Origin of the sequence: Paenibacillus amylolyticus (genome assembly GCF_051136285.1) — a bacterium.
Classification (GTDB): domain Bacteria; phylum Bacillota; class Bacilli; order Paenibacillales; family Paenibacillaceae; genus Paenibacillus; species Paenibacillus amylolyticus_F.
Window position 1 is genome coordinate 3,268,282 of record NZ_CP194938.1, and the last position, 18,623, is coordinate 3,286,904.

Genomic DNA, 18,623 nt, shown 5'->3' on the forward strand with positions numbered 1-18,623 from the left:
TCCCCCTTCGGTCTGTTCCATAACAACCATCCTTCTATAGTAGAATTAGTGCAAAATATGGGATAAATTCTGAGCAAACCGCGCAAAGAGGCAGGACCTGGGTCCGCCTCTTTCGCTGTATGCGCAAGTTCAAAGAATGTTACTGAGTCACATTACCTGCTGCATCGCGTTTTACTTTCATGCCGGATACCGGAATGTAGCCCAGTTCCTTAACGTCTTTTTGTTGAACTTCATCGCTAAGCATGTAGTCGAGGAATGCTTTTGTTGCTGCATCTGGCTCACCTTTTGTATACATGTGTTGGTAAGCCCATACTGGATACGTCCCTGCTTCCACGTTCTCAACTGTAGCTTCAACACCGCCGTATTTCAGAACTTGTAATTTGTCATCCAGGTAAGACAGAGCCAGGTAACCAATTGCTCCTGGAGTTTCAGATACAAGTTTCTTAACTGTACCGGAGGAATCTTCTTGGATAGAACCTTGAATATCTTCTACTTTCGTTCCCAGAGCAAACTTCTCAAAAGTTGCACGCGTACCGGAGCTACCTGGACGGTTAACGATAACGATGGCTTGATCTTTACCGCCAACATCTTTCCAGTTCTTGATTTTACCGGAGAAAATATCAACCAGTTGTTCCTTCGTCAAATCCGTTACACCTGCATCTTTGTTGCTTACTGGTGCAATAGCTACGACTGCTACTTGGTGATCAACCAGTTCTTTTGCTTTTGCTTCGTCTTTCAACTTCTCTTCAGCAAATACGTCAGAGTTACCGATTGTTGCTTGGCCTTCGGAAACTTGTGTCAGGCCCGTACCACTACCGCCACCTTGCACTTGTACCATTACGTTCTTATATTGATCAACTGCCATAAATTTTTGTCCAGCTTGCTCTACCAGAGGCTGCAGCGCTGTTGATCCAACAGCCAGAATGTTACCGCTGAGTTCAGAAGCAGCAGTATTTTCTCCTGATCCATTACTTGCGGCACCATTTGTAGTACCTGCGTCATTTTTCGATCCACATGCTGCAAGCACCAGTACGAACGTTAAGGTCATCAAAATAAACGGCAACTTTTTAAACATTTTTTGTTTTCCTCCCCCAATGTAGTGATGGCGTTTTGTGAATTTGTGTGATCACCATCAACTCTTTAATCATTGTAGTTTCGGTATGTCATCTGAAAATCAATGTTTTGTAAACGCAATGTTAAAAATGTGGCTGGGGATTAAAATAGTTGGAACGTACTTTGGTGTGCTTGGCAGCCGCTTCGGGAACGGACGTTGTTTCAATCGCTGTTACCCCCGGATATATTTGATTACTATTCTAAAGGATTATATCCGGGGATAAAGGCGACCGCTCCGCTTTTCCACAATCATTCCGTTCCCTCCACTTGATCACTTCGTTGGCTCTTCTATATAAGAAAAAAACGGAAACTGCATTTTAAACAAAAGCAAAAAAGGCTATCTCAACGGATGTGTTTAACACATCTGATGAGAACAGCCTTTTTAAATCATAATTATTTTATAATTTTTTAGCTCAATGCTTGTTATTATCCCAAAATCCACAGCCATAGTGCTAAACCAGCCAATGTAATCAACAATGTTGGAATGGTTAGAATGATGCCTGCCTTGAAATAATATCCCCATGTAATCTTAACACCCTTACGGGACAGTACATGCAGCCACAACAAGGTTGCGAGCGACCCAATCGGCGTCATCTTCGGACCCAGATCAGAACCAATGACATTGGCGTAGATCATAGCCTCACGAACAATACCCTCGGTGTGTGCTCCCTTAATGGCTAGCAAATTAATTAACACGGTTGGCAGATTGTTCATCACGGATGATAAGACCGCAGCGATCAGCCCCATACCCAGCGATGCAGCTAGCAAACCATAACCCGCTATTGCATCCAGCCAGCTGCTCAGGTGATCCGTTAACCCGGCATTACGCAGGCCATACACAACAATATACATCCCTACCGAAAAGACAACGATGGACCAAGGCGCCTCTTTGACCACCCGTTTCAAATCCACCGCTTCGCTCTTGCGTGCAAGTATAGCGAAAAGCAGTGCAACTGCACCTACAATAACGGAAACAGGAATTGGGAGGAATTCACTGGAAGCATATGCTACCAGCAACAGCCCCAGCATAAACCATGCTATCTTGAACACTCGTGGATCACGGATTGCTTCCTTCGGGTCACGAGCAGCTGAGACATCATACGTCTGCGGAATGCTTTTGCGATAAAACAAAAACAGCATAGCCGTACTCGCTGCAATGGAGAACAGATTGGGCACCATCATACGCACCGCATATTCTACAAAGGTAATACCAAAGAAATCCGCAGACACAATGTTCACCAGATTACTGACCACCAGTGGAAGTGAAGTTGTATCCGCGACGAACCCACTCGCCATGACAAAGGCCAGCACCATACGTTCATCAAATTTCAATGCACGTACCATTGCCAGAACAATCGGTGTCAAAATAAGCGCTGCACCATCATTCGCAAACAAGGCAGACACTGCCGCCCCCAGCAAAATAGAATAAAGGAACAGTCTGCGTCCGTTGCCCCCGGCCAGCCGAGCCATATGAAGGGCAGCCCATTCGAAGAACCCGGTCTCGTCCAAAATTAATGAAATCATAATAATGCCGACAAAGGCCAGCGTAGCATTCCATACAATAGCGGCTACATCGGAAGCATCATTCAGGCTAACTACCCCTGCTGCCAACGCAAGGATTGCCCCTCCTGAAGCACTCCAGCCAATGCCGATACCGCGAGGCTGCCAGATAACCATTGTGATTGTCAAAACAAATATTAATATTGCTGCATATACCATAGTTCCTCCTGCTGTCCTGACTCAATATGCTTATTGATCATTACCTGATTAAAATACATCGCACACTTCCGCGTAAGAACCAGACGATATATTTATACAGGGCTGCAGGAGGAATGTCTATATTTATTTTCTTCTATATTATGAAAAAGAATGTTTCCCCTGAAATGATCAGGATTTGTTGTTGTCTTTGGAAGCGTCATCCATCATCTTGAACATGCCCAGCAAACCTTGTAATTGCTCTGCCATACTATTTAAATGTGCAGAGGACGAAGCAATTTCCTCAACAGAAGCCAGTTGTTCTTGCGATGAAGCCGATACGGATTCTGTGCTCGCTGCAGATTCCTGAGTAACATTCGAAATATCCGTCATCGTTTGAGCTACACGAGAAGCACCGCTCTCCAATTGTTTTGTCGTTTCGGTCAAATCATCCAACGTATGAACGGCCTCCTCCACCGCTGCACGGATTTGCGCAAAGGATTGTCCGGATGTATTCACGGCTTGAATACCTTCACCCACCCGGCTTTGGGCTGCATTCATCGCTGTCAGTGCTGAATCCATGTCCTGACGTATGTTATGCACAAGTTCGCCAATCTGAGCCGCAGAGCTGCCCGATTCTTCAGCGAGCTTGCGTACCTCTCCAGCTACGACTGCAAATCCACGTCCTGCATCGCCTGCTCTGGCTGCTTCAATCGATGCATTCAACGCGAGTAAGTTGGTCTGTTTCGAGATGGAAGCAATGACATCCACCATACTGCCAATCTCAACTGAACGAGCATTAAGGGACTGTACAACATTGCCTAACTGTTCAACGGTCTCCTGAATGATATTCATCTGTTCCACAGCCTGTCCCGCTGCTTCATTCCCTGAAGATGCTGCACCGGATGTACTTCTCATCGCTGTAGTGATGGATTGTACGCGCTCCGACATCTGACGAACATCGTCCGCCATACGGCTCATCTGTCCAGAGCCATCCTTCACGCTGCTCACTTGCTGCTCTGCACCCTCAGCAAGTTCCTGAATGGCCATAGTTGAATGTTCAATCGCTTTAGTTGTTTGGTCTGCACTCGCAGACAATTCTTGTGAAGATGCAGATACTTGCTCTGCCGTTTCCTGTACACCCAGAATCATCATACGTAAATTATCAACCATGCGTTCAAAGTATTTCGCCAGTTCACCCACTTCGTCTTTACGTTTACTATCCATCTTCACCGTGAGGTCGCCTTTACTTACTGCACGGGCTGATTCTTGAAGTCGTTTAATTGGACGAAGCATCGAACGTGTAAACCAGATAATAAAGATCACGGACAAGAACATGGAAGCCAGAAGAACAATGAGTGTAGCCAGTCGAATTTCCTTGCTTGCATCTGTAACTTCACTCTTAAACATCGTACCTGCTATTTTCCAGCCAGTCGCTTCATTTGTAGAAAAAATCATTGTTTTGGAGCGCTCTTCGTATAAATAGTCGAATTGACCTTCCTTACTCTCATACATTTTATCCAATACTGTGCTTTTTTCCTGCGTACCAACTTCCTGCACAGGTGAAACAACAACATGTTTGTCTTTATCCAGAATAATAACGTACCCTTCTCTACCAACCTTAATCGAGGCCTGATCCCGTAGATCTGTCAAATCGAGGGACAAGCCAATTACAGCGGACTTATCCTTAAGGGTTTTGGAGATGAAAACAACCGCTACACCATCTGTATTTTTGGTGACAGGTGAAACGGCAACTGTACCCGGTTGAGCCATCGCCAGCTTATACCACTCGCGCTCTCTTGGATCAAAAGCTTCCCCTCGTTGGCTACTCGCTGTTGGCTTGCCGCGAACCATAACTCCTTCTGTCGACCCTACAAAAATATTCAAAGCATCCGGATGTAGTCCCAAATACTGAGCAAGCTTAGTCTGAAGCTCCGTACTATCATTTTCTCCTTTGATAAAAGTTGAATCGAGGGAATCCGAGAAGAAATTGATGTCATAAATTTTGCTATTGACCTGAGTTTCCACAATCTTATTGGCTGTACTTACACTCTGCAAGGCACTGTCATTCAACTGCTCTTGTACCGTATCTTCCGCAATATACAAAGACACCAAGCCGATTGCCAAGCTTGGTACCAAGAGAACGACCAAGAACGACACGAGCATTTTATTTCTGATATTCCAGACAAATGTTTTCTTTTTAGTTTTCTTTTTATTTTTATTCTCTTTTGTTTTAACAGGTTTTACGGGTTTCTCCGTTTTTTCAGGTTTGTACTCCTTAATCTCATTCATTCGTTTCTCCCCCTTGTTTTATGAAGCCATTCTCCCACCTATGTATGAACTTCTATTGGTCTATACTATATATCGGCCAATGACGAGGTTTTTTTGAATAAAAAAAAGTTCACAACAAAAAAGCCACTTCAAGGGGAAAGTGACTTATGCTGTAATGTTAATCTGCAATGATAAAAAAAGTAAAAGCGGTTATCTCGCCGCTCTGTATGATGGATCTGAGTACGGACCATCTGGAGGATATGCTGCAGGTTTACCGAAATAATAACCTTGTGCCAGTTCGATTCCAACCGAGCGGCAGAAGTCGAACTCTTCCACTCGTTCGATTCCCTCGGCCAGCACTTTGCCGCCAAATCGCTTGGCTACCTCAACAATATTCAGAATCTTCTGCTGTTTCATTCGATCCTGATCACAATGATCAATCAGGCTACGATCTATTTTGACAAAATCCGGCTCTAACCGGTTCATTAGCTCGATCGTTGAGTATCCTGCACCTACATCATCCAAAGCTACCGACATGCCGCGAGAACGATAAACCTCAAAAATATGCTGTAATGTAGACAGCTGTTGAATCTGTTCGGTTTCCACAACCTCAAAAACGAAGTCCTTGGGATCCAGAGCGAGACGTTCAATCGCCTCAAATGTATGTGTCAGGCAATATTCGGGATTATAAATAGAAGAAGGCAGGAAATTCACAAAACGTTTCACACCACGAGGCAGGTATCTGGCACTTGCTTCAATCGCCGTAATACGAGCAGTTCGATCCAAAAAAGAATGCAATCCCGTTTCGCGAGCCACTTCAAACAATTCATACGAGCTAAATGCTCTTCCATGCTCCGCTGGACGAAGCAAAAACTCAAATCCGATAATACTCTCTGAGGCATCTACAATCGGTTGCATATAACTGCTGAACTGTCGTTCCAAAATAGTGGAAACGATATCCGCATGTTTGATCCTGGCGTGCTGCATGGATAAACTAATCCACTCACCCTCATGATCATGCACCAATGTATCCGCAGTAGATTTCAACTGAATGGTCAAGGAAATCGATAATATCTTCTCCATATGAATGATCTCTTCAATCTCATCCTGCAACCCTTGTATATCTGAAACATGGAACCAGAGCATCTCTTCTGAATGTTCGATATGCCTTCCCTTGGTTTGTAGCGCTTCCAGCAAAGCAGGGGAGACGGGACGCAGGTACAGTGTACCTTGACCTTCTATCGGATAGATTGGACTGCAGCCACTGCAATTCATGTAGGACCCCCTTGCCAGTTTATCAAGCTACATCATTAATGTTACTACGTTTATACCCAAAGTTTGTAAACAGTATATCATGGGTCTTGAAATTAATCTCTATTGTTTTGATGACTTCCTTTATGACGTATATAGAAACATATATATTCATTCCTGCCACAAAAAAGACCAGCAGTCTGATGACTGCCAGTCTTTTTGGCTGAACTCTTTGTTAAACTTTATGAAGCAGGAATAACAACTTTTTGTCCAACTTTCAGGTTATGCACGTTTGAGATCTGGTTTGTTTTTGCAAGTACACGCCAGTCCACACCATATTTCAAGCCGATGCGGTACAGGTTGTCCCCTTTTTTCACGACATATACCACTTTGTTATTCGTTGCTGGCTTCTCCGGCTGCGGTTTAGGCGTTGGTGCCGGTGATGGTTTCGGCGTTGGCGCTGGTGATGGCTCCGGTTTCGGCGTTGGTACTGGATTTGTTCCTGGTTTTGGCGTAGTTGCTGCTTCACCCGTCAGTTTCAATCCGTATTCTGCGAACCCATCTTTATTCGTCCCAATAAAGGACATGGCCGGATTAGCTTCCACCAGATCTCTGGCATCCGGGGAAGAAGCAAATACCACTTCAAGGTCATTCAATGCTGCGGCGGTTACCCCTGCAGAAGGTTTGATTGGTGCCAGTGACCAGTTGCCATCTGCTGTAGGGTTAATCGTTTTGTTCTCACGAATATAATCAATAATCACTTGACGGTTCTCATCCGGTGCAGCCAGAACGATACGTTTGCCGTCCGGGTTAGCCAATTTGGATGAAGACGCACGATAGTTGTTCGTTGCTACGATGAATTTTTGTGCTGGATCGACCGGTTTGCCCTCAAAGCTCAGGTTTTTGATCCGGCTTGCCGATGCATTAACAACGGTTGCTTTGCTGTCATACTTGGCCGGTTGAGTTACATCAATCTGATAGGTTACACCATCGATAACATCAAAGTTATACGTCGGGAAGTCCATATTAATCAGTTGCTGTTGGCCGCCTTTAGCCGGATCGATCTGGTTGAACTGGCCTGCTGACCATTCCAGCCATTCTTTCAATTCAGCGCCATTGACCATTACAGCATGTACCGTATTCGGATATACATAAAGGTCTGCTACGTTTTTGATCGCGATCGTACCTTTAGGAATGTTGGTGTAATAGGAAGCACCGGAGCGTCCGCCTGCTTTGAAAGGAGCACCCGCAGACAAGACTGGAACCTTCTCATAGTCAGTCCCTTGCAATTTCTTTTCTACGTACCATTTCTGTGCATTCGTTACGATCTGAATGGATGGATCATCCTGCACCAAAGCGAAGAAGCTGTTGATTGGTGCAGTCGTTTCGCCAACCGGACCACGTACATATTTCAGTGTACCCTCGTGCTCATCATGAACCGCATTTACAATCGCCTGATCGGCATCTACCAGTGGCTTTTTGTTTGCTGTATCGTAGATTGGACGTGCTTCTGTTTTGGAATCAACGACTTTCCATTTGCCGTCCACTTGCTCCAGATCCAGATCGATGATTCCAAGATGGTCACCCCAGAAGCCCGGCTCTACAGCAGGAACACCATTAATTGTACCCTTTTCCAGATCTACTCCTTTTTTACCTTTGAAATCTGCACTAGGGAATACTTTGTGAGCATGTCCAAACAAAATGGCATTAATGCCTTCCACTTTGCTCAGGTACAGCACGGAGTTCTCCATCAGGTCCGTTTGCGGAATATCTTCAAATCCGGAGTGAGGGATAGCTACGATAATATCTGCACCTTCAGCTTTCATCTTCGGAATGAATTTTTTCGCGGTAGCAATAATATCCTTGGCAATCACCTTACCCTCAAGGTTAGCACTGTCCCATTGCATGATTTGCGGCGGTACAAAACCGATTACACCCACTTTAATGGTATGTTCCTTGCCATTTTCATCGGTTACTTTCTTGTCCAAAATTTGGTAAGGTGTGAAATAGTTTTTGTCATTTGTTTCATCTTTATCGCCATCGTCCACATAGACATTGGCATTAATGTAAGGGAAGTTAGCTCCCTCCAGCGTCATGTCGAGGAAATCGAGACCATAGTTAAATTCATGGTTACCGATGTTGCCTGCATCGTAATCGAGTAGGTTCATCGCTTTATATACAGGGTGCGTTTCGCCCTTTTTCAGAGGATCAATCTTCGCTACATAGTCACCCATCGGGTTACCCTGAATCAAGTCTCCGTTGTCGAACAACAAGCTGTTCTTCGCTTCCTCACGAGCTTTCTTGATCAGCGTAGCTGTTTTGGCCAAGCCATATTGATCCGTCACTTTGTCGGAATAGTAGTCATAGTTGATCAGGTTATCGTGAATGTCCGTTGTTTCCATGATCCGCAATTTGACTTTGGTCGCATCTGCTGCCGATACTGGCACTGGAAATACCGCAAGCACATTAAATGCAACGAAAGCGGCAGTCAGGCTTGCTAATACTTTCTTACTTCTTTTCAAAAATAACCCCTCCCGGTTTATGTACATTAATCATGCCATATCGCAAACACAGGCACAGAAAATAATAGATTTCATGGGTTGTGCATACTGATGATCCAATGAGCTTTCATCGGTGTCTTCAGATTAGTTAATCTCACATGAACATCTATTCATATCTGTGCGTGTATTTACATATCAAATCATATCCTAATGTTAAAGCATTGAAAAGCATTTATTTTTACGTTATCCGTACATAACCGGGTAAGTTTACATTTTCATGCGTCATTTCGACAAATTTTGCGATATTACAGGAAATCATTAGGGTATTTTTATTCAAAATCACGTATATCACATCAATACAACGGTTATGCTCTTGTGGATTCCATTAAAAAACCGTGAAGCCAAAAAACGGCATTCACGGTTGATCTATGACTGTATTCATTCGTCGCCTGACAACGAGCCTGCGAAAAGATGATTTTACAATTTAGAAGTTACTGGATTTACAATTCAGGTTGAATTTACTGCTCCCACACATGATGCTCATGGTCTTTGCCTGTATATTCTATACGAGCGGGGGTAATATCCAAAATGACATAGTTAGGATCATTAGGTCCATCGAACCATGCCTTCAATTCATCATTCCACACTTGCTCACGCAAGGCTTCATTTTTGGTGACTTCACACGTACCCTCGATCTCCACCACTTCCTTGGTGCCTCCGGCCTCGTAACCAAGCAGAAGACTTACATTTGGATTGCTCTTCAGTTCCTCGACCTTGTGAGTACGAAGGTTGGTTGCCAGATGAATATTCAGTCCATCATTGAAAAGAGCCATATAACGGGACTTCGGCTTGCCGTTTTCTACGGTGGAGAAACTGCAATACGGGTTATTTTCCAATGCCTTCACAATGTTTTGTTCCAATTCGTTCTGGTTCATGGGAGTTGCTCCTTTCAGTTTGGGGGAGTATTTGAAAGCTTGGCTTCGATGCTCGCTACCAACATAGTTATGCAGGGTGACGTTACAGTGACGAATCGTTCTTTCGATCGCTGTTATCCCCGAATTTATTATTGAATATGTTTTAATGGTGAATAATCCGGTGATAAAGGCGAGCGCTTCGCTTCTTCAGAATCGATTTCGTCCCTTCCACTACTGCTGCAATTCTTCCAGTGGGTAGGAGCGGTTCAAAGCCAAAAAGCCTGTAAACTATCCTGGGATGTAATTGATTTTAAAAAGGGCTCTGTCTTTACATTAGACATAGACACCGTAATTTAAGCCATACAGATATATGTTTCAAGGACAATTCCTTGTAACAAACGCCTGTACTTATAGTGTACCCGCCTCACCCATGATGAATCCCTAAACCAGAACGTCCACGTGACAATTTTGGAAATGTTATTTATGTTATTTAATTAAGATCCCCTAGATATATGCGTTGTTCTCCCTGATTCAACAGCAATTCACCGATAGTTTTGGGATACAGACGGATGTTGTGCAGTTCCCCAAGTGCAATCCATTCCACCCCAACCTGGTGATCATCCGGATTAGAGCCTTCGAAGACCGATGCTTTCGGATCAACAAGATGGCATGTAAAATAAAACTCTACCTGATGGATATCAGCATCCCACTCGGCGAACTCATGGTTGGCACCGATATATTCACGGATATGTAAAAGCTCACCTACCTGCACGGCCTGGCCAATCTCCTCCAGACATTCTCGCGCAACCGCATCTTTCAGTTCCTCGCCCTTCTCCTGCCCACCTCCAGGAAAAACATAAGCATCACCGTACTGATCTTGTAAACGAATCAGTAACAAACGGCCATCCTGAACAATGACCGCTTTAGCCGAATTTCGTATGGGTTTCATCGTATTCAATCCCTCCATTCTTCATTCATATAATGCCATCAATATATTATTTCGCTTGATAAGGGGCCAGGGTGACACCTTCAGCTTCCAGCATGCGACGAATCTCTTGAGCAAACGTCAGCGCGTGTGCACCGTCACCATGGATGCATACTGTATCTGCGGTAATAGGAACCGGAGTTCCATCCGTAGATATGACCACTCCGTCCTGAACCATTAGAAGTACCTGAGCTAGCGCCTCTTCAGGCTGTTCTATAAGTGCACCTTCATGACTTCGAGGCGTTAACCTGCCATCCGAACGATACGTACGATCCGCAAACACTTCATTCACGCCGCGTACACCGATTCGTTTTGCCGCGCACACCAACTCACTGCCTGCCAGACCATACAAATACAACTCAGGTTGCACCTGATAAACCGCTTCGGCAATGGCCTCGGCAAGCTTCGCATGAGCTACTGCCATATTGTACAATGCCCCGTGTGGTTTCACATGATGCAGATTTCCCCCACGGGCACGGACAAAAGCATGCAGTGCCCCAATCTGATACACCACCATGTCATAGGCTTCCCGAGGTGTAATCTCCATAGGTCTGCGTCCGAATCCCTGCAAATCAGGCAAACCCGGATGGGCACCCATCGCTACCTGATGTGCCATTGCCCGCTCTACCGTCAGGCGCATGACAGCAGGATCTCCCGCGTGGAATCCACAGGCGATATTTGCTGATGTGATCAGAGGCAGGATGGCTTCATCGGAATTCATCATCGTCTGGTAGGCTCCATAACTCTCACCGAGATCACAGTTAATATCCAGCGTATAAGAAGTGTTCATTATAGCGCCTCCATTTCGGCCATTTTCCTGCGAATCAGTTGATCCAGCAGTCGCAAGTCTCGCTCTCTTTTTATGTAAAGGCTGCGGGCTTCTTCATTCGTAACGGGTTCAAAAGAAATGCGGCTTCCCGGTCTGACCTGAGCCAGAATGGGTAGATCCACTGCAGCAACCTGTGCAACCACGGGATATCCTCCAATCGTCTGATGATCTGCCATCAATACGATAGGCTGCCCATCTGTCGGTACCTGCACCGTGCCAAAGGTGACTGCTTCGGATAAACGCTGCAACGGTCGACTCAGATCCAACGGTGAACCTTGCAGTCGGTACCCCATGCGATCCGATTGGGGAGAGACCACATAGTCTTCAGCATAAAATCGTTTTACGCTCTCTGCGCTAAAGTACGAATGGTCTTGACCTTGCATCACTCGAATGACAGGTTTACCGTAATAAGAAGGTCTCTCCCTCTCTGATAAAAGCCATGCAGGAGCCACCATAGGTTTGTTTTCTCCCAGTTGTATCTCCATTACGCTTATCCATTGTTGAACTTCATCCGAGATGACACCTGTTCCAAGCACATCTGCCACACGCAAAGCTCTCCCGCGAACACCACCAAACCCCGTCTTGAGATCCGTACTTCGGCTACCCATCACTTCAGGTACATCAATCCCGCCAGCAAATGCCAAATATGCACGCAAGCCATGCCGGCACGCACCAAATCTTAATATACTTCCGGCCTGCAGTAACACGGGACGCCACAGGGGCACAGGTTGCTGATCTACCGTGACACTGAGATCCGCACCACAGAGAGAAATCAGCTGATTTCTCAGCAGTCGCAGCTCCGGCCCAGCCATCGTGATTTCAATTACTGCTTCGTGCCTGGAGTTACCTACAAGCATATTCGCCGCTCTGGCTGCAAACGTGTCCATAACACCACCCACCGGAACCCCATACCGGCGATACCCGATTCTGCCTTCGTCCTGAAGGGTCGTTAACATGCCGGAACGAATGATCTCCATGCCCATCACTCCCCCTCCTTCCGCGTCAGTTCCAAGTATTCCTGCATCACAATGGGTTGAAAACGAACAACGTCGCCCGCCGCAAGCAGACTTGGCGGATTTGCTTCCGGGTCGAACAGACGGAGAGGTGTCCGTCCAATACACTGCCAGCCTCCTGGTGTAGATACGGGGTAAACCCCCGTCTGCGTGCCGCCAATGCCTACCGTTCCTGCCTCTACACGAAGCCTTGGTGTCGCCCGTCTTGATGTAGCAATTTGTTCAGGCAACCCTCCCAAATAAGGGAAACCCGGAGCAAATCCAATCATATGTACAAGGTAATCCACCGACGAATGTATCGCAATAACTTCTTCTATCGCCAAACCATGTTGATTAGCCACATGAACCAGATCAGGCCCAAACTCTCCACCGTAACATACCGGAATTGTCACAATCCTTGGGGAAGTTATCCCCCCGATAAGTTGCAAACTTTCAGATCGTTTTCGTTGAATGGATGGATTCGATTCATTTCGTTCAATCCGCTCATTTGGCTGTTTTGGTTCATTCAGTCGGCTCAGCTGCTGTAGCAAAAAACTGCTTATTTCCTCATAAGACGACATCCATGGATCATAAAACAAAGTAACAGACAGATAGGATGGCACCCATTCAACCGCAGCCACAACAGATCCCTTTTCCAAGAAAGCACATACCCACATCACCCTCTGGTGTACCTCTTCAGATAACGCATCGCCGCAGCGAATGACAACCCCGCACTCTCCGAGTGGAGACAACATATTCTCTGTCCAGTCATAGATGATTGCGGTCATGGCGTACCTCCCTTGGTCGTTGATTTACTCTCTGACGTCCAGTGCTTTCAATAACAGCGAACGAACCGCTGGAAACGGTTCAGCCTCTTTATCTCGTATAGCAAAATAAAGCGACTGCATGAACATTCGAATATTCAAGCTCATTTGACTCATTTCCTGCAAGGTTTTTCCTTCCTCAGCCTCTCCGTTTCTTTCCGTCTGAAGCGACTCAATCCAGGCTGCAAGCTCTGTCTGCCCTATCAGATTACGACTCAGGATTGTCACCGCTGCTTGAGCCATACGCTGGTCTTCCTCATAGATGTACGCTCTGCTGGACTCCATTACTTTTATCGAGAGTGCACGCAAAAGCTCCAGCAATTCTGCGCTTTCGAGATACGTTGAATGGGCTAAATCCTCAACCGCATCAGCGGCATGCGCCGGAGCATGCGCCCATCCTTTATCCTCTACATAACCCCGAACATCCTTTTCACTTCTCAGATACGCCGTCAATTGCTGCTGAACCCATGCCATATCTTCCCGCTGTAAGAAAGAACGCTGACGGGCGAGGCTTAAAATCGGAGGCAGGATTAACACAGAAAATGTCCGAGTAAACACACTGTCCGTTCCCTGCTCACCAATTCTGTAGAAGAGATGGTCATCATCCAGTGCCAGATGCAGTAGTGTCTTAAGCTGTTCATCTGAGAAAACATTCTGACCAATCCATGTCGCCAGCGTAACGTAAATAAGTTCATCTCGCAGCACAGGGTCTGGATTTCCAATATGCTTCATCATATGCAGTGCCAAATCATAGGGTTGCTCTGCCTGATCTGCGGCAAAATCCACTGCACGAAGCTGCTGTAGCTTCTGTTTTAATGTCATTGCGTCCATTTACAGCGTTCCTTTCCCTGTCTCCAGATGCAGGCTGCAATTGTACAATTCGCATTGCCATGTCTGATCCTGATGGTTCACTCGTGTGATGGATGTGTTCCCCAGCTTCACGCTGACATCCAGTTCAGGCAACAGTGACCGCAGTGTATTACGAAGAACAGCCCCGTGACTCACCACGATGACTCGCCCTTCCGGATGCTGCCGAAGAATATCTTCTAACGCCGCTTTCCCACGGGAAGCACCTGCGTCCGGGTGTTCTTTTCCCAAATCGAGTGAACCCCAGTCTGCACCCCATTTTGCAATACGTTCCTCTTCTGTCGTTCCTTCCACCTGTCCGCCGCCCATTTCGCGTAATCTCGGGTCGAGATGAATCTCCTGAATGCCCAGCCGATCTGCGATAACACGAGCCGTTTCACTTGCCCGCTCCAAGTCACTGGCGTAGATGGCTTCCCAGGACTCCTCAGCCAGCCTCGCCGCCAGCCTCGCCGCCTGTTCTCTGCCCTCCTGATCAAGCGGGTTGTCCGTCTGTCCCTGCGAACGTTTTGCTTTATTCCATGCCGTACTGCCATGACGTATCAACGCAATCTGTGTCATCGTGTTGGTTCCCTCTTTTCTCTAAAGCTCATTCAAGCTCGTCCTCTGTAAAATGTTTTCTTGTCTTTGGTTTCAAAAACTTGCCTTCGTTGTAGGTGTTTGACCCGTTTCTTGGGATAGAAAGACTATCCCAAGAGCTTTCTTTCAGCATTTTGGCAGTATGAACAATCTGCCCGACATGGTAGGGATAATGAGCCAATTGCCGCATAATCGCCTCCATGATGGTATGTCCTTCATTGCGAATATATATGATCTGCGACATGTGATCCGGATTGAATGAACGCAAAGCTTCCAACAGACAATCCCAGCCTTCTTCCCATTTGGCGAGCAACTCTTCCCGACTCTGAAAATCACCCACAAATTCGGCGTCCCGCTCACGCCATGGCTTCTCTCCGTCCGTTGTCAGCACATCCGTCCAGCGGGACCGCATATTGCCCCATAAATGCTTCACAATCACCGCAATGCTGTTGGTGTCCTCGTTCCACGTTTGAAACAACTGCTCCGTCTCCAATTGCCCCATCGCGCGTTCCCCAAGCTGTTTGTAATAGATAAACTGTTTCTCCGCTGTCTCCAAAAAGACCTGATTCGTATCCATCCGTCTTAACCCCTCTCGAAATTATTTCGGAAAAGAAAACGTGCCATCTTCATTCGGTTCAAAGTTCAAGACCTTACTTACGGCATCCAGATTCAACTCTCCATAGATGTGTGGAAATAACTCGTTCAATTCATACAAATCTTCATAGACCAATTCTGCCTTCAACGTCCTTTCTTCGATACCCAGTAACAACAGGTCCGTACGTCCTGCATAATACTGTCCAGCCACCCACGGAATCTGCTCTGCGGTGGAACAATGAATAAAACCGTCCATCTCCAGACTCTCTGGTGCATACGTGTCTCCTTTGGATACTTCCTCCCATACTGAACGGGAAATAATACTGTAGATCATAGACTCTTCCTCCTTGGTTGTCGCTGTGTAAGACAGCTCGTGTTAATCAACTATTATAGATCATCCCGGATACGAGCGTACAATTTCTGGTCGGTAAATACGCCTTTAATTTTCAATTGCTTGCGCAGCAGACCTTCCTGCACCATGCCCAGCTTTTCCATCACACGCGCAGATCCAATATTGCCCACATTACACTTCCCCTCCAGCCGGTTACAATCCAGTTGCTCGAAGCAGTAATTGACGACAGGCTGCATCGCTTCCACGGCAAGTCCTTTACCCCAACAGGTGCTGCCGATGGCATATCCCAGTTCACCACTCTGCATGAATTCATCCAGATGGAAGATACCCCCTCTTCCAATCAGCATGCCGGTTTCCTTCAGCACAAAAGCCCAGAGATATACCGTTTTTTGCTCATAGTTTCGCAAAACCCGCTCCAGATAACCCATGGAATCCTCCTTGGTCTGATGGCACTGCCACAAGCTTTGCTCACTAACTTTCGGGTCAGACGCAAACGCGTAATATGAATCAAGGTCATCCATCGTAAGACGTCTGAGGTAGAGCCGTTCCGTTTCAAATTCTGGCGATTCTGCAAAAAGTTTATCGATATCCATTCAGAGTACCTCCTATTTATGAAATAACTTCATGAGCGCATGAGCTTACTCAGGATAAAACGATCTATAAGATAAACACATAAAATACCGATCAGGTATCGAATCAAATCAATACCGAGAAATCCACGCCCCAATATCAGGGCTCCCAACAACGTCGAACGCAGCTCGTTCAGCCAAGGTACTTGAATCAACTGGGAAAATTCAATCATGCAACTGAACGTTACACTTATCCATACAGCTCTTGCACGGCTCCAATGAATGCATAACATACGGACGCCAAAATAGATCATGCCTGCCCAAAGCGCATCTCCAAAATGCTCATGCACCCATTGTGGCAAATGTTCTCCATATGTTCTGGAAGCCAGTCCTGCAGCCATCGTAATGATCACGGCGATGAGGTATAACGCTCTGTTTTTAATGGACATCCCGTTCTGATGCTTCACAGTTGTCCATTCAGAACCTTGATGATGAATTCTGTTTTGGCAGTTGTATACGATTCTCTATCGTCTTTATTCTCGTCTGCAAGCTCGGCATATGCCTTCACCAGATCCGGACGGGATCTCAGCACATCACGAAACTGAATTTGGCGCTCCCACCGTTCCTCACCTGGACGCATAAGATGAAGATGTACAGCTCGTTTTCCATCTTTAACTCTGACCCAGAATCGTCTGTATTCCCGGCCATCCAGCTCAGGCGGAACATAATTCCAGCCCGCAGGATTCAACCGTTCGGCAATCAGCCCCATGTCATCCCAAGACTGCACCTCACCCATTAGATCAATGATTGGCTTGGCAGATAAACCGGGAATAGATGTGCTACCCATATGCTCAAAAGTATGTATATTCAGATGCTGCAAAAGATCTCTTAATTGTGCGATTTCCTCCTGAGCCTGCATGCTCCAGGCAGAGTTAGCTTCTACAACTTCTACGGGTTCTGTTGCCCATGCAGGCCAATTTCCAGGGTTCATATGATCCGTCATGTCTATGAACACTCTCCTTATAAATTGTATATGGTATGTTCAAAAAGGAGGCGTATAAGTACGCCTCCTCTTAGTATACATGGATTCAATTTGATCTGATATTGATGTGTACCAGGTTTCCAGCAGGAATCACCTTGCTTCAATGCCCTATGATGGCAAGAAGACGTATGGTTTTACTGATTATTTTACTGTTACGGGTATCGTCACTTTTTTATTGCCCCATTTGGCGGTAATGCTTGTTTTGCCTTTGGCTACAGCAACAATTCTGCCATTGGTTACGGTAGCAACATTCGGTTTGGAACTGCTCCACACCGCACTTCCCGTCACCATCGTTGTTTTCCCTGTATCATACTGAGCCATAACACCCAGTGTACTACTGGATTGCGGTGACAAAACGAGACTTTTCTGACCCATAATCAGCTTCTGGAGCGTAGGCACCACAGTGACGACCGCAGTGACAGTCTGACCCTGATACGAACCTGTCAAAGTGGCTTGTCCTTCGTTCAGTCCTTTGACCATACCGTTTTTCACCTCAGCCAAACCAGGGTTAGATGATGTCCATATCACGGATTTGGATAGATTAACCGTCTTGCCGCTAGAGTACGTTCCCATCACTTTAAGTGCGGTGGACTTCTTGATGTTCAACTGAATCGTTGCTGGCTTAACCTCTACTTTGGTGATGGTATCCATCACAGTTATAGGTACTTTAACGATAGTTGATCCGTATTTCCCTTGCAGAACCACTTTGCCCGGAGTAACCCCTTTGATCTTTCCGTTTTCGATCACAGCCAGGTTACTCGATACGGTCCACACGATATCGGATGTGACATCTTCTTGCTTACCATTCGCTCGCGTAATACTTACTTTCGGGAGTGTGCCTTCGTTTCCTTTTACAAACGTATACGCAGTAGGTGAAGCCTTGATGCTTTTGATCTTATCCTGAACCTGGACAACTACCTGTGTTTTGACGGTGTCCACTTGAGCAACGATCGTTGCTTCGCCTGCGGCGATGGCTTTGACTTTACCCTTTGTAATCGTAGCGACAGTAGCATTGCTGGTAGACCAGGTCACTCCCTCGGTAACATCCTGTTTGTGATCCGAACCTTCAACCGTCGCCATCACCTGATAGGATGTGATCTCGCCCACATTCATCTTCTGCGGATTGGCACCCGTAATTTCAATTGAAGTTACATCACCTGACGCTGCCCAAACTGACGTAGGCACAACAACCGTAAGTGCGATAACCAGAGCAAGCATACCTCGTAACATCCATTTGATTCTATTCAT

At 46.1% G+C, this 18,623-nt stretch carries 18 protein-coding genes; all 18 read right to left on the reverse strand.

Annotated elements, in window-relative coordinates; genetic code table 11:
- Positions 1–139: 139 nt before the first annotated feature.
- The 18 genes from ACR8BL_RS14240 to ACR8BL_RS14325 all read right to left on the reverse strand — a co-directional run bounded on the left by ACR8BL_RS14240 (position 140) and on the right by ACR8BL_RS14325 (position 18,623).
- Positions 140–1,075 (reverse strand): phosphate ABC transporter substrate-binding protein, encoded by a 936-nt coding sequence (locus ACR8BL_RS14240; protein WP_434748279.1) that lies wholly within the window; start codon positions 1,073–1,075, stop codon positions 140–142.
- 464 nt (positions 1,076–1,539) lie between these two features.
- Positions 1,540–2,832 carry an arsenic transporter gene (locus tag ACR8BL_RS14245; protein WP_434748280.1) on the reverse strand — a complete coding sequence of 431 codons (1,293 nt, stop codon included), beginning with the start codon at positions 2,830–2,832 and terminating at the stop codon, positions 1,540–1,542.
- A gap of 168 nt (positions 2,833–3,000) precedes the next feature.
- Positions 3,001–5,100, reverse strand: a complete 2,100-nt coding sequence (locus ACR8BL_RS14250) for a methyl-accepting chemotaxis protein (protein WP_434758360.1) — start codon at positions 5,098–5,100, stop codon at positions 3,001–3,003.
- Positions 5,101–5,289: 189 nt separating this feature from the next.
- On the reverse strand, positions 5,290–6,354 hold the full coding sequence (locus tag ACR8BL_RS14255) for an EAL domain-containing protein (protein WP_434748283.1): 1,065 nt from the start codon (positions 6,352–6,354) through the stop codon (positions 5,290–5,292).
- Positions 6,355–6,572: 218 nt separating this feature from the next.
- Entirely contained in the window at positions 6,573–8,852 is a 2,280-nt protein-coding gene (locus ACR8BL_RS14260; RefSeq protein WP_434748284.1) for a bifunctional 2',3'-cyclic-nucleotide 2'-phosphodiesterase/3'-nucleotidase, read from the reverse strand.
- 497 nt (positions 8,853–9,349) lie between these two features.
- Positions 9,350–9,766 (reverse strand): pyridoxamine 5'-phosphate oxidase family protein, encoded by a 417-nt coding sequence (locus ACR8BL_RS14265; RefSeq protein WP_434748285.1) that lies wholly within the window; start codon positions 9,764–9,766, stop codon positions 9,350–9,352.
- 469 nt (positions 9,767–10,235) lie between these two features.
- The gene (locus tag ACR8BL_RS14270) at positions 10,236–10,694 is read right to left on the reverse strand and encodes an NUDIX domain-containing protein (RefSeq protein ID WP_434748286.1); all 459 of its coding nucleotides are present in this window, start codon (positions 10,692–10,694) and stop codon (positions 10,236–10,238) included.
- Between the two features lie 46 nt (positions 10,695–10,740).
- Entirely contained in the window at positions 10,741–11,520 is a 780-nt protein-coding gene (locus tag ACR8BL_RS14275) for a LamB/YcsF family protein (protein WP_434748287.1), read from the reverse strand.
- Complete coding sequence (locus ACR8BL_RS14280) at positions 11,520–12,542, reverse strand: biotin-dependent carboxyltransferase family protein (RefSeq protein ID WP_434748288.1); 1,023 nt, start codon at positions 12,540–12,542, stop codon at positions 11,520–11,522. Before ACR8BL_RS14280 ends, ACR8BL_RS14275 begins: the two co-directional genes overlap by 1 nt.
- Positions 12,542–13,339, reverse strand: a complete 798-nt coding sequence (pxpB, locus tag ACR8BL_RS14285) for a 5-oxoprolinase subunit PxpB (RefSeq protein WP_434748289.1) — start codon at positions 13,337–13,339, stop codon at positions 12,542–12,544. The genes ACR8BL_RS14280 and pxpB overlap by 1 nt, the downstream gene beginning before the upstream one ends.
- A 24-nt stretch (positions 13,340–13,363) precedes the next feature.
- Positions 13,364–14,206, reverse strand: a complete 843-nt coding sequence (locus ACR8BL_RS14290) for a DUF2785 domain-containing protein (protein ID WP_434748290.1) — start codon at positions 14,204–14,206, stop codon at positions 13,364–13,366.
- Positions 14,207–14,800 carry a histidine phosphatase family protein gene (locus ACR8BL_RS14295; RefSeq protein WP_434748291.1) on the reverse strand — a complete coding sequence of 198 codons (594 nt, stop codon included), beginning with the start codon at positions 14,798–14,800 and terminating at the stop codon, positions 14,207–14,209.
- Positions 14,801–14,828: 28 nt separating this feature from the next.
- Positions 14,829–15,395 (reverse strand): DUF1572 family protein, encoded by a 567-nt coding sequence (locus tag ACR8BL_RS14300; protein WP_434748292.1) that lies wholly within the window; start codon positions 15,393–15,395, stop codon positions 14,829–14,831.
- Between the two features lie 21 nt (positions 15,396–15,416).
- On the reverse strand, positions 15,417–15,746 hold the full coding sequence (locus ACR8BL_RS14305; protein WP_434748293.1) for a DUF952 domain-containing protein: 330 nt from the start codon (positions 15,744–15,746) through the stop codon (positions 15,417–15,419).
- A gap of 53 nt (positions 15,747–15,799) precedes the next feature.
- On the reverse strand, positions 15,800–16,357 hold the full coding sequence (locus tag ACR8BL_RS14310; RefSeq protein ID WP_434748294.1) for a GNAT family N-acetyltransferase: 558 nt from the start codon (positions 16,355–16,357) through the stop codon (positions 15,800–15,802).
- 29 nt (positions 16,358–16,386) lie between these two features.
- Entirely contained in the window at positions 16,387–16,782 is a 396-nt protein-coding gene (locus ACR8BL_RS14315) for a DUF2809 domain-containing protein (protein WP_434748295.1), read from the reverse strand.
- A 14-nt stretch (positions 16,783–16,796) separates the two neighbouring features.
- Positions 16,797–17,336 carry a GrpB family protein gene (locus tag ACR8BL_RS14320; protein WP_434748296.1) on the reverse strand — a complete coding sequence of 180 codons (540 nt, stop codon included), beginning with the start codon at positions 17,334–17,336 and terminating at the stop codon, positions 16,797–16,799.
- 180 nt (positions 17,337–17,516) lie between these two features.
- Positions 17,517–18,623, reverse strand: coding sequence for an Ig-like domain-containing protein (locus ACR8BL_RS14325; protein ID WP_434748297.1), 1,107 nt, complete (start codon positions 18,621–18,623; stop codon positions 17,517–17,519).